The sequence below is a fragment of the Bacteroidota bacterium genome (genome assembly GCA_034439655.1).
GTDB lineage: Bacteria > Bacteroidota > Bacteroidia > UKL13-3 > UKL13-3 > CANJUD01.
The window spans coordinates 1-14,089 of the sequence record JAWXAU010000119.1 but is presented as its reverse complement, the minus strand read 5'-3'; the positions used below and the strand labels follow the sequence as shown (position 1 = coordinate 14,089).

General features: G+C 38.3%; 6 protein-coding genes. 5 read left to right on the top strand and 1 reads right to left on the bottom strand.

What is annotated here, in order from left to right; genetic code table 11:
* Nucleotides 1–262: 262 nt before the first annotated feature.
* Nucleotides 263–1,651, bottom strand: coding sequence for a phosphoglucosamine mutase (gene glmM, locus SGJ10_08435; GenBank protein MDZ4758151.1), 1,389 nt, complete (start codon nt 1,649–1,651; stop codon nt 263–265).
* Between the two features lie 535 nt (nt 1,652–2,186).
* Between glmM and SGJ10_08430 the strand changes: the two genes are divergently transcribed.
* The 5 genes from SGJ10_08430 (at nt 2,187) to SGJ10_08410 (ending at nt 13,869) form a co-directional block, all read left to right on the top strand.
* The gene (locus SGJ10_08430) at nt 2,187–3,110 is read left to right on the top strand and encodes a hypothetical protein (GenBank protein MDZ4758150.1); all 924 of its coding nucleotides are present in this window, start codon (nt 2,187–2,189) and stop codon (nt 3,108–3,110) included.
* 68 nt (nt 3,111–3,178) lie between these two features.
* Complete coding sequence (locus tag SGJ10_08425) at nt 3,179–7,411, top strand: CheR family methyltransferase (GenBank protein ID MDZ4758149.1); 4,233 nt, start codon at nt 3,179–3,181, stop codon at nt 7,409–7,411.
* Nucleotides 7,412–7,708: 297 nt separating this feature from the next.
* Nucleotides 7,709–9,964, top strand: a complete 2,256-nt coding sequence (locus tag SGJ10_08420; GenBank protein ID MDZ4758148.1) for a TonB-dependent receptor — start codon at nt 7,709–7,711, stop codon at nt 9,962–9,964.
* 199 nt (nt 9,965–10,163) lie between these two features.
* On the top strand, nt 10,164–13,418 hold the full coding sequence (locus SGJ10_08415; protein MDZ4758147.1) for a M4 family metallopeptidase: 3,255 nt from the start codon (nt 10,164–10,166) through the stop codon (nt 13,416–13,418).
* Entirely contained in the window at nt 13,408–13,869 is a 462-nt protein-coding gene (locus tag SGJ10_08410; GenBank protein ID MDZ4758146.1) for a hypothetical protein, read from the top strand. Before SGJ10_08415 ends, SGJ10_08410 begins: the two co-directional genes overlap by 11 nt.
* Nucleotides 13,870–14,089 lie beyond the last annotated feature (220 nt).

Here is a 14,089-nt window from a genome sequence, read left to right as displayed (position 1 = left end):
TATTTTAGGTTTGTAGAATGGTAATGCCGAACTACATCCCGAAAGCATTCGGGATTAGTCCCTTTCTTTTGGACTATTATATATTGAGTTTCGGTATTAGTGATTATTATATTTGCACCCCTTAAGTAAATCGCCCACCAAGTGAAATGGTAGAATGGTAGGCACGGCTGTCTTCAGGCGGCACCAATGATTGAATGATTGAACGATTGAATGATTGAATGATTTAAGATTAAATGATTCCTCTAATCCCGAATCCCAATCCCTACCTTCCCTTAATCACGGTTTTTATATCTGAAATTATTTTTTGGGCAAGATGTTGTGCTGTGCTCTCATTTGAACTTTCTGCATAAATACGAATAATGGGCTCAGTGTTCGATTTACGTAAATGCACCCATTCTTTATCGAACTCTATTTTCAATCCATCAACAGTATTAACGGGCTGCTTCACGTATTTGTTTTTTAATTGTAGTAATAAGTGGTCAATATCAATATCGGGGGTAAGCTCTATTTTGTTTTTTGAAATAAAATAACCAGGGTATGAATTACGTAATATAGAGGCTACGGTTTTCGACTTGGCCAAATGAGAAAGAAAAAGAGCAATGCCAACTAATGCATCGCGGCCGTAATGTAGTTCTGGATATATAATACCTCCATTGCCCTCGCCACCAATTACAGCATGCACATCTTTCATCATCTTCACCACATTTACTTCGCCTACCGCAGTTGCGTGGTGCACACCACCATGTTTTTCAGTTATGTCTTTTAAGGCCCGTGTGCTGGACAAATTGGAGACCGTACTTCCTTTCTTGTTTTTGAGTATATAATCGGAAACAGCTACCAAAGTATACTCCTCGCCGAAAAAGCTTCCATCCTCACAAATGAGTGCTAATCTGTCTACATCAGGATCTACCACAATACCCAAATTGGCTTTGTGGAATTTAACTTCGCTGGCTGTTGTAACCAGGTTTTCGGGAAGTGGTTCGGGGTTATGGGCAAACTTGCCTGTAGGTTCACAATTTATCTCTATGATATCATCAACGCCCAATGCGTTAAGCAACATGGGAACTGCGATACCACCCGTACTGTTAACCGCATCGACCACTATTTTATAGTTGCGACTTCTTATGGCTTTTACATCAACCAATTCCAAAGCTAAAATCTGATCTATGTGATATTGTATATAGGAATTCTTGTAGGTATGCTTGCCTAATTTCTCAACTGTTGCATAATCAAACTTCCCGACTTCTGCTAACTTCAATAATTCTTCGCCTTCTTCGGCAGAAATAAACTCGCCTGCTGCATTTAAAAGTTTGAGAGCATTCCATTGTTTTGGATTGTGGCTAGCGGTAAGAATAATACCACCCGCTGCTTGCTCACGCGGCACGGCCATCTCTACGGTAGGTGTGGTGGACAAACCTAAATCTATCACATCGAAACCCATCCCTGTAAGTGTACCGACCACCAAATTATTCAACATTTCTCCGCTAAGGCGGGCATCGCGGCCAATTACAAGTGTTCGGTTATCTGACTCTTGGGCAATAAGCGTAGCGAATGCGGAAGTAAATTTTACGATGTCGAGCGGGGTAAGCCCCTCACCTATTGAACCGCCGATGGTACCACGAATACCAGATATTGATTTAATTAAACTCAAGGTAGTAAATTTGGGCAACAAAGGTAAGCGGGTTTGAGGGTGAGACAAAAACAATATAGCTTCAGATTATAATAATCTTGTATATGTAATTATGGTGTAAGAATCGCCTTGTTAATAACTAGTTGATTTTATACGTTTTATACAAAATTTGGATTTTTTAGTTGTTTAAATACCACCATTCAGTAGTTATTTGTATCTAATAATTAAATAAATAAACACTGCCATGAAAAACAATTACTCTGCTTTTTACTTTCTGCTAGCTTTATAACATACGCTTCTATACAAGCTGTAACCGACACCAGTGGCAAAAACGGTTTTGTCGGAAGCTTGGGTGAATCTACGTGTGCAACTAGCAGTTGCATCACCACAGCTCATTAAATGGCAGTTATATAATCTCCCCCAAAACCGTGAATTATGTAAAGTGTTTAACATAAGGTGTAACATTCTTTACTTTCAATATGTGCACCTTTACAGCTTATTAATTTAAGATGATTTATATATTTAAATCATTCAACCCCGAAAATAAAATATATTAATGAGGAAGGTATTTAAATATGTATTTATTTTTCTGTGTATCGTTGGCTTGTTAGCTGGGGCAGCATACTATTGGTTCGACCCGGCCAAAGCATTACACTTTGTACCCAACCTTAACAAGTTAAATAATATTTACGCAAAAATTCACTCCGACACTGCCTATATTGAAGTAGAAGGGGTACTCGAAAATAAAGCTCCGTATAAGTTAACAATAGACAGTCTTGTAAGTGAACTGGAACTAGGAGGCGTAAAGCTGGTGGCCGAAAGGCAGGCGGTTAACTTGAAACAGAAGCCTGGCGATATTGATACTATTAAGTTGGCATTCCGCTTGCCGGTAACGAAGGTGAGACATCTTCTTAAAAGTTTGCGTGGCCGAGACTCAACACGTATTGTCGCTGATTTTAAAATTACCTATAATACAATTTTTGGCCGCACCACAATTTCCGTTAAAAAGGATTTTAACATTAAAGTGCCCAATCCACCCGAAATAAAAGTGAAGAAAGTAAAATTGGGCTTGTGGAGTTGGAAACGCAAAGAAGTAAATATTGAATTGCAATTGGAAATAATTAACCATAGCAACAAACTAGAAGTAAACTTGAGCAAACTCAATTATAATGTGGTTATTGGGCCTGATATCACAGGCAAAGGCTCTTATATGCAGAGGCTTAGCATTAAGCCAAATTCATCTATTACCGTAGCACTTCCTTTTGAAATCAATGTAAAAAAGCCATTTAAAGTAATGAAGCAAATAATAACTGATAAAGACAGTATGTATTATAAAATACATCTTACTGGTTTGATTGATAACAATTCAATGAAACAAACTCCTATTTCTATTGAGGCTGCAGGACATGCCGAGTTGGTGAAAAACGAATGGTGGAAGGTGGCAAAAAACTTGCGAAAAAAAACTAAAAGCAACAATTAAATGCAAAGCAACATAATACTGCCATAAATAAAGTTAACTTTGACCTTTTTATTTTAAGAAATTACAGAATGACAGCATCAAAAAAAGACAAAGCAAAACCACCAAAAACTCCACAATATTTTCCAATTGTAGGTGTGGGTGCATCGGCTGGGGGGTTGGATGCTTTTAAGCGATTACTAAAAGCAATCCCCGAAGATTCGGGAATGGCTTATGTGCTAGTGCAGCACTTGGACCCCACACACGAAAGTTTGCTGCCAGAAATACTTACCCGCGTTACAAAAATACCGGTACACGAAATTACGGACGACATACATCTTGCCCCAAACCATATATATATTATACCATCGAACAAAATACTTACCTCGACTGATGGGGTGCTTAAACTTACTACACGGGATAAAAAAATTCAAAATCGCCCCATCGATATTTTCTTTGCCTCACTGGCCCAAGTGCATACTACTTTTGCAGTGGGTGTGGTGCTATCGGGCACTGGCAACGATGGAACCATTGGCTTAACAGAAATTAAAGCACACGGAGGAATTACCCTAGCACAAGACCCAACATCAGCGGCATACGACGGCATGCCCCAAAACGCTGTTGACGCCGGCGTGGTTGATTTTATTTTACAGCCCGAAAAAATTCCGCACCAACTTTTGCAAATCAATGGAATTGATAAACCTTCTACCTTGAATGCGGCAGAGGAACCTCTCGCAACCGACGATGAAGCTGTTTTTAAACAAATCCTTACCATCATTCGCTTGAATAGCGGTGTTGATTTTTCTTACTACAAACAACCCACACCCCGCAGACGCATTGCCCGCAGAATGGCAATCTGCAAAACATTAAAACTTTCGGGCTACCTCAAATTTCTTCGTAACAATAAAGCAGAGCAAGATGCCTTGTTTCAAGATATGCTTATTCCTGTTACTTCTTTTTTTCGCGACAAAAAAACATTTCAGGAATTAAGTACAACTATAATCCCACTACTGGTTAAAAATAATATAAGCGGTGAGCCCATTCGTGTTTGGATTACTGGATGCTCAACAGGCGAAGAAGCCTATTCAATCGCTATCTGCCTGCATGAATGTTGCTCACAAAAATTGTCGCAAACCCGTATTCAAATATTTGCATCCGATATTTCTGATGAAGCCATTAAAAAAGCTCGTAGAGGTATATACAGCAAGGCCGATGTGGGAATACTTACCGATGTACGCCTCAAAACTTATTTTGTAAAAAACAACGACGGCTATGAGGTAAGTAAGCTCATTCGCGATATGTGTGTATTTGCTCCACACAATTTTCTGAAAGACCCGCCATTTGCAAATATGGATTTAATAAGCTGCCGTAATGTGCTTATATATATGGATACTTTTTTGCAAAAAAAAGCACTCGCCACGTTTCATTATGCACTTAAAGAAAAAGGAGTTTTATTACTAGGAAAATCTGAAACCGTAGGCACATCTTCCGACCTCTTTGCTTCCATGAACAAGCACGAAAAAATATATTCTCGCATGCCTATACCCGGTCGTTTTATGCATGTGGCTACCGAACGCAAAGAAGAAGCCTTAGCCTCAAAAAATAACACAAAAAAAAAAGCAGAAGGCACACAAACCGACTTTCGCAAAAGTGCCGAGACGATGCTGTTATCCGATTTCACCCCTGCCGGTGTAGTCGTTAACGAGCAAATGGACATTGTTCACATTCACGGTGCAATGACCCCTTTTCTGGAACAGTCGCCGGGCAAGCCTACTTTTAACCTGCTCAAGATGGCAAAAGAAGGGTTAGCTTTTGAATTGCGAAATGCACTGCACAAAGCCAAAACCAACCAAAAAACTTTTACCAAAGAGAATATCCCAGTAAAGATGCATGGGAAACAAACACTTGTTACTATTCAAGTTGTTCCTCTTGTAAATACTATTGAGCCGCATTATTTTATTCTCTTAAATAAAACAGCATCACCTGTGGCATTGCCCGAAGAAAAAAGTAAAAGCACCACGGCAGCACAAAGAATAAAAAAACTTTCTGAATTACGGATACAACAAGTTGAAAATGAATTGGCACAAAACCGCGAAGACATGCGTGCCATTACTGAAGACCAAGAAGCCGCCAATGAAGAATTGCAGAGTGCCAACGAGGAACTATTGAGCAGCAGCGAAGAGATGCAAAGTTTGAACGAAGAATTAGAAACATCAAAAGAAGAACTGCAATCGACCAACGAAGAATTACTGATCGTAAACCAGGAATTATTGGACAAGCAGGAAGAACTCAATATTTCCCGTTCTTATTCGGAAGCCATTGTTGCCACCATGCGAGAACCCCTTATAGTTCTCGATAAATCGCTTCGCATAAAAACCGCCAACGCAGCCTTCTACAAAAAATTCAATGTGCATGAAGATGAAACCGAGGGCAAACTATTTTACGAAATACAACACCACAAGTTCGATGACCAAATACTGCGTTCATTGCTGGAGCGGATTCTCCCTAAAAAAAACCGCATAGAAGATTTTGAAATCAATTTACACTTTACCTCAATTGGTGAACGTACCATACTGCTAAATGCAAGGCAGATTATAAATGAAAAAACTGCAGAGCAGTTAATTCTAATAGCTTTGGAGGATATTACTGAGCGGAAAGTGGCAGAGCAAAAAATAAAAGCTATTAACGATGACCTTGAATTAAAAAATAAAAGAATAGAAGCAAGCGAAGCAAAATTTAGAACTCTGTCCGAAAACATTCCTCACATGATATGGACAGGCACACCCGATGGAAAGAAAAATTACTTCAACAAATATTTTCTCGATTACACCGGAATGTCTTTCGAAGAATTGATAGGCGAAGGTTTCCGCAAAATTATTTTTCCTGATGACCTAAAAAAAGATTTACTATTATGGCATCACTCCCTTAAAACAGGTGAAGATTTTAACATGGAAAAGCGTATTCGTTATCATGATGGAACTTACCGTTGGCATATTAGTCGTGGCATTGCACAAAAAGACGAGCAGGGAAACATTATAGGATGGGTAGGAAGCAGCACTGACATTGATGCACATAAAAGTTTTGCCAACGATTTAATGGAGGCAAAAGTATTTGCCGAAATGGCAACACTAATTGCAGAAGATGAAAAAGAAAAAGCTGAAATCGCAATGCAATCGAAGCAGCAATTTTTATCGAATATGAGTCATGAAATCCGTACTCCAATGAATGCGATTATTGGTTTTACAAAAGTGCTGATGAAAACAGATTTGACTGAAAAACAAACAGAATATTTAGAAGCCGTTAAATCAAGCGGAAATACTTTAATCGTTCTCATCAATGACATACTTGACTTAGCAAAAGTAGATGCAGGTAAAATGACATTTGCAAACTCGCCTTTTAAAATATTACATTCAATAAATACAATTCTTCATTTGTTTGAAACAAAAATACAGGAAAGTAATTTAGAATTAGTAAAGGAATATGATTCCCGAATTCCCGAAATATTACTTGGTGATTCGGTTCGTTTGCATCAAATTCTTATTAACCTTTTGGGCAATGCAATAAAATTTACTTCAAAAGGCAAAATCACCGTAAGCGTTGATTTACTAAACGAAAACGAGGAAAAAGTAACACTTGAATTTAAAGTTACCGATAGCGGAATTGGGATACCAGAAAATAAAATAAAAAATGTTTTTAATGACTTTGAGCAGGCATATATGGATACTTCAAGGGTGTATGGAGGTACCGGTTTAGGACTTGCCATCGTTAAACAATTGGTAGAAAAACAGGGTGGAACTATTTCAGTAAAAAGTAAAATTAATGAGGGTTCTACATTTAGTTTTATATTAAGTTTTCCAAAAAGCGAAAGCGAAAGCGAAAGCGAAAGCGAAAGCGAAAGCGAAAGCGAAAGCGAAAGCGAAAGCGAAAGCCTGGAAATTAAAAACATTAAAGTATTGGTTGTGGAAGATATTAAACTCAATCAATTATTGTTGAGAACCATATTGGATGATTTCAAATTCGCATGGGATATTGCAGACAACGGAAAAATAGCTATTGAAAAACTAAAAACTAAATCGTTCGATATTGTTTTGATGGACTTGCAAATGCCTGAAATGAATGGATTTGAAGCCACGGAGCACATTCGCAATAAAATGAACTCTAATATCCCCATCATTGCATTAACTGCAGATGTAACAACCATGGATTTAGCAAAATGCAAAGCTGTAGGCATGAACGATTATATTTCCAAACCTATTGACGAAAAATTATTGTACCAGAAAATGATTGGTTTTTTTAAAGAACAAAATGATGATACCGTTGCTTAAGGATGGCATAAGGCTGGGCCGCACTTCATAAAATATTTGCTTTTTACAAAGATATGTTAATTCTGATTTCCATAGTTGCTTGTACTAATACTCATTATAATACCGAAACTCAATATATAATAGTCCAAAAGAAAGGGACTAATCCCGAATGCTTTCGGGATGTAGTTCGGCATTACCATTCTACAAACTAAATCCGCCACAGGCGGAGAACTATTTTAGTTTAAGAATTGGTATTATAAGGAGTATTGGTATTAATTCCCTTTTCCTGCCATAAATTTGACGGCTTTAAAAATGCTTATGAAGAACACCATACTCTTATTTTTTGCAATTTGTTTTGGCAACATAGTATACGCACAAATTGCTGTGGAAGGCCGTGTGCTTAATGCAACAACTGTGGAAGGAATTAAGAATGTGAAGGTAGTGTGTAAATTAATGAACGGTAAAGCAGATTTATATACTTACAGCAACGATACAGGATATTATATCTTTGAAAATGTAGATACTCCCGCCACACTTTATATAAACCACTATGGATATAAACCTATAGAAAGATTGGTGGACAAACAATATATATATTTAGTACTGGAAGACAATGTATATACCTTGAACGATGTGGTGGTTACCGCTGGCAAAACTCAGCAAAAGATTACAGATGTAACAGTATCCATATCGACACTAAAACCTAAGTTAATCGAAAACACGAACAGCATAAAAATGGATGCCGCCGTGGAGAATGTGCCTGGCGTTAATATCATATTTGGGCAAGCCAATATAAGAGGCGGAAGTGGATTTAGTTATGGCACAGGCAGCAGGGTGCTGATGATGTTGGACGACATGCCCATATTAAGTGCCGATGCCGCCGATGTGAAATGGGATGCCATGCCTGTAGAAAACATTAAGCAAATAGAGGTGGTTAAAGGTGCTTCATCTGCCTTGTTTGGCTCGGGGGCTATGGGTGGTGTAATAAATATTAGAACGGCTGAGCCCACCAAATTACCTTTTACCAAAGTGAACGTATTCACGGGGTTTTATGATAATCCTACAAACCCAAATTTTAAAATATTTAAACAAAGACAAAGCACCAGCGGTATAAATGTATTCCATTCGCAAACGAATAATAACACAGGGATTACTTTTGCCATCTATGGCCTAAAGGATGATGGATACCGCCAGTATGAAGCGGCGAATAATAAAAGGTTGAGTATGGGTGTGAAACAAAAATTTGATAAAGTAAAGGGACTGCAAGTGGGTGTATATGCTTCTTTCTTCTCGGCACAGGTGGGTAATTTCTTGTTTTGGAAACAGGCCGATTCTCCCTTTGTGGCTTACCCTAATACTGGCAGCAATATGATTAACAAAAGATATAATATTGACCCCTATATAGAATATGCGAAACCCAATAAATATAAAATTATTTTAAGAAGCAGGATATATGTTACCGAAAATAATAACTACAGTGCCGATACTTATGATACTATTGGGATTCACACAAAAGCTACCTTGGCCTATAATGAATTGCAATATCAAAAATATTTCAATAATGCAGACAAGCATTTTAAACTAACCGCTACTGGCGGAGGTGTGTATACCATCAATACTATTAAAAGTGATAGCCTTTACCACGACCACCAAGGCTACAATGCAGCCGCTTATTTGCAAATGGATGGAAAGTTATCCAAACTCAATTTTTCGGCGGGTATTCGTTACGAGCGTAACCAAATAGACCAACGCAAAGCAGAAGGATTACCGGTATATCGCTTTGGGCTAAGTCATCCATTGGCCAAATATACATTTGCGAGGGCCAGCTATGGCACGGGGTACCGTTTCCCCTCGGTGGCCGAAAGATATGTGAATACCGTAGCTGCGGTAGTGAGGGTGCTGCCCAACCCAAATGTGAAAAGTGAAACAGGACAGAGTGCTGAAATAGGTATAAAACAAGGACTGAAAATAGGCAAATGGATGGGCTATGCCGATGTGGCAGGGTTCTGGAACCAGTATAATAATATGGTTGATTTTATGTATGTGTACGACCCTGTATATATTGTTGCTTTCCAAACATTGAACACCGCCAAGAAGGCAAGAATTACTGGTATTGATGCATCGATAGGTGGCGAAGGAAAAATAAAAAATGCGAATATCATACTATTGGCTGGGTATACTTTTATAGAACCGGTATATCTCGATTCTGTTTTTACTGATTCTGTTAAAAATATAGAACCCTACTACAAATATTTACAAAGTCGTTTTCGCCATACTTGGAAAGTAAATGCGGATCTTGAATATCATAATTTTTCAATAGGTGCGACTTTTAAATTCAATAGCTATATGTTGCGAGTAAATGATTTTCTCGAAGCCATTGTACCTGGCTCTAATGCCTATAGACTCTCGCATAATAATGGATATAGTTTATGGGATTTCAGGGTAGGATATACTTATAAAAAGCACAAGTTTTCTTTTGTTGTCAAGAATTTGGGCAATGCAGAATATATATATTATTTAGGAAATATGGGTGCCCCAAGAACTTTTACCCTACAGTATTTGTTTAAGATATGATTGTAGACAGCCCGCCGCGGCGGGCAGTAGACAGTAGGCAGTTTTGAGAAATCTCACAACTCACAACACACAACTCATATCTCCAACTCATAACTCATAACTCCTAACTCATACCTCACAACTCATAACTCATACCTCACAACTAGACAACTAGCAACTAAATTCTCTTATATTTGCACACCTTAAAAAAAACAAAACAATGAAAATACTTATATATATTCTTGTATTATTATCTTGCGTTTGCCCAACATTTGCCCAATTGCACCCAGCTAAAACAGGCAAGGTACTTCCTACATTCCAGTACCAAACCGTGTATGGTAGAACAGCTTTAGAACAACATCCACAAGCTATCGTTAATGATATAAGTAGTATTACCAGCCCCTTAAGCGGGTACCATGTTAGTTACGACCCAAGCAACCAATTAGCTATAATGATTGAAGGCAAATACCTATTGCTAGGGGCCGATTATGCTGGAGTATATACTTATCTAGAAAAGATAAAAGGGGCTTTGCACCTTAAGACTTCTAAAGAATTTAACTTATCGCAAACTGATACTGACCCTATAACAGGGCAGGTGTTTTTTAGGTTTTCTCAAATTTATAATAGTATACCTGTGCACGGTAGCGAATGGATAGTGGTGACCCGAAACAATTATGTGGAGCTTTCTATGGGTCGCATGTATCCTACCCCTGCGGCTATTGCAACTATTCCTTTACTTACGCAAGAGCAAGCGGCTATAATGGCAAACAAAAAGCTATCTGATATTACCACATTTCAAACGCAAACTCCAGAACAAATTATGATATTTGGCGAAAACAAACCCGTGGTAAAACTCGAGATATATTATAATGATCTATTACAAGCCAAACTTGTATATCATATTACCATCAGACCTAATTTGATAGAGCGATATGTATTGGTAATTGATGCGAATACAGGTGAAACATTAGACCAATACAATCATACTTGCAGTGCTAATGGGCCAAAGACTGCTACTATGAGCGACCTAAACAATAAGCAACGCACTATTAATACGTATGAATATAATGGTTCGTTCTATGCTATCAATGCCAATGAAACTATGTTTAACTCAAGCCAATCGCAGTTCCCAGATGACCCCGAAGGCGTAATATGGACTTTGGATGCGAAGAATACCAGCGGTTCCGGAATTGCTCAAATCAAATTATCGAACAATACTAGCTGGAGTACCAAAACCGTATCGGCACAATACAATGCCAAAGTGTGTTACGATTATTATAAAAATATACATAGCCGCAACAGTATTAATGGCAGCGGCGGCAATATTATAAGCGTAATAAATGTTACCGAAAGTAGTGGTGGCGAAATGGACAATGCATACTGGAATGGGCAAGCTATGTTTTATGGAAATGGCAGCGTGGCTTTTAAACCACTAGCAGGAGCACTTGATGTGGCAGGCCACGAAATGACCCATGGCGTAGTAGAAAAAACTGCGAACCTAGAATATAAATCGCAGAGTGGTGCCATCAACGAATCGATGGCAGATGTATTTGGTGCCATGATAGAAGGGCTTAACTGGAAGCTGGGTGAAGATGTGGTAAAGGCCGCTTACTTTCTCAGCGGTGCATTGCGTGATTTGAGCAACCCACATAACGGTGGCAATAGTTTAAACGACAATGGATGGCAGCCCGCTAAAATGAAAGAATATTATAGTGGCACAAACGATAATGGAGGTGTGCATATCAACTCCGGAATTCCCAATCATGCTTATTACCTTTTTGCCACCAATATTACCAAGGTAAAAGCAGAAAAAGTATATTATAGAGCCTTGAGCAAATACCTCACTTCAACTTCGAAATTTTTGGATTTGCGTTATGCGGTAGTACAAAGCTGTAAAGATTTATATGGAACTACCGAAGAAAACGCAGCCAAAGCAGCGTTCGATGCTGTAGAAATATATGACCCAAATGCAGGTAGTGGAGGCAGCGGCAATACCACTGGAGTAGACCTTCCAACAAACCCTGGAACAGATTATATAATAAGTTACGACGTGAATTATTTTGGAACCAATAACCGTTGGTACAAGTCGACCACCACTCCCAGTGGCTTCCAAGCCATGACCACCACATATACCAAACAGCCTATGTCGCTTACCGACGATGGTTCTACAGGTTATTTTATAGGCTGGGATAGCAAAATGCATAAGATTACCGTCAATACTTTTACTGAAACGATAGCTCAAAACCAAAGTATATGGGACAATGTAGCTATATCGAAAGATGGAAATAAAATAGCAGGAGTTACCACCTCTATCGATAGCAGTATTTGGATATATGATGGTTCAAATTGGACACGTTTTTATTTATATAATCCCACCACTGGGCAAGGGCAAACCTCGGCAGGTGTATTATATGCTGGTGCTTTGGAGTGGGACTATACGGGTGAATATGTTATATATGATGCCTACAACGAAATACCCAATAATGGAGGCAGCGATATTAACTATTGGGATGTGGGAATGATACGTGTATGGAACAATAAGACAAACAAAGTGGGCAATGGGACCATTCAAAAAGTATTCAGCAGCTTACCTTCCGATGTTAGTATTGGCAATCCAGCTATTAGCAAAAACTCTCCTTATATAGTTGCTTTCGATTATATAGATAATTCAGGCAGTAATACACAATACGCACTCATAGCTTCTAACCTCATCACACAAAAAGTGACTACCGTATTTACAAATACTACGCTTTCTTATCCCAATTACTCAAAGAACGACAATAAAATACTCTTCACTACCTTAAATACAAATAGTGATACCATTATAGCCACTATTGATGTGAACACTGATAAAATTACGCCCAAAGCTGGCACCGCCGTTTCATTTATTGCCGATGCCAAGTGGGGCGTTTGGATAGCTCAAGGTACCCGCAAGCTTTTGAGCGGGAACAAAGATTTGCTCGAGTTCAAATTTTTGGGTATTAATCCACAAATAACTACCAATATCAACAGCACTAATGTAGCGGCTACTATTCCCTCGGGGGTGGACATGAGTTCCCTAGTTCCCACTTTTAAAATATCGCCATTGGCCACTGCTTTTATATCAGCCACTGAGCAAGTGAGTGGGGCTACTACCAATAATTTTAACAATACTATAACTTATACCATACAAGCACAAGATGGTACTACAAAAAACTATTCCGTTAAACTTCAACAGCCCGTTGGTATTGCTTCGCTTGAAACCAACGATATTTTGAACTTGTGGCCCAACCCAAGTACCGGAATTGTTAATTTAAATACTACGCCGCATAGCCAAATTACGATATATAATATAATGGGCTTGCAGGTATATCAGTATTATACAAACAATAGCTCAACTACCATAAATTTATCTCATTTACCTTGCGGAGTTTATATGATAAATAACCGAACAAATACGGGTACGAACAATACAAAATTAATCATTGAGCGATAGGCTTATGGTATATAATACTATATTCAAAAAGCTATCGGTTTTAATTCTTTGTTTAGGTGTATGGGTAAAGATATATGCACAATCTGCTACCACTATACTGGGTAATTATTCAGCGGTTTCTATTATATATAAAGGCGACTCTTTGTCGCTCGATTCTTTCTCTCAAAAACAGTGGAGGGCGAGCAAAAAAAGTACGCCAAAAAACTTTGGTTTTATCTTAAATTTCTTACCCAATAACAAAGTATTTGTTCGTTTATATCAATACAGTGCTGGCGATAGTTCACTTATACAAGATACAGTAGGCTATAAAATAAAAGACGGCAATATCTGTTTAGCTGAATCAAAAAAAGTGGGAGACCATAGTTGCCTAGATATTATAGACAAGACCACACTTTGTATTAGATTTCAGAATTTAGAAAACTCGAGGTGCTATTTGAAGAAGACATTCTAGACCATATAATGCCGCATAACAAACCAAATGAAGTGTCTAAATATATTATAGTGGCTGTATCACCATTTCATTTAATACCAATTCTTAACCTAAAATAGTTCTCCGCCTGTGGCGGATTTGATTTTTAGAATGTTATACCAATTCTTAACCTAAAATAGTCTTTGGACTATTTTAGGTTTGTAGAATGGTAATGCCGAACTACATCCCGAAAGCCCCGCTT

Excerpts from the sequence above, each read along its gene's own strand:
- SGJ10_08430 (MDZ4758150.1), top strand. The coding sequence starts at position 2,187 with ATGAGGAAGGTATTTAAATATGTATTTATTTTTCTGTGTATCGTTGGC.
- SGJ10_08425 (MDZ4758149.1), top strand. The coding sequence starts at position 3,179 with ATGACAGCATCAAAAAAAGACAAAGCAAAACCACCAAAAACTCCACAA.
- SGJ10_08420 (MDZ4758148.1), top strand. The coding sequence starts at position 7,709 with ATGAAGAACACCATACTCTTATTTTTTGCAATTTGTTTTGGCAACATA.
- SGJ10_08415 (MDZ4758147.1), top strand. The coding sequence starts at position 10,164 with ATGAAAATACTTATATATATTCTTGTATTATTATCTTGCGTTTGCCCA.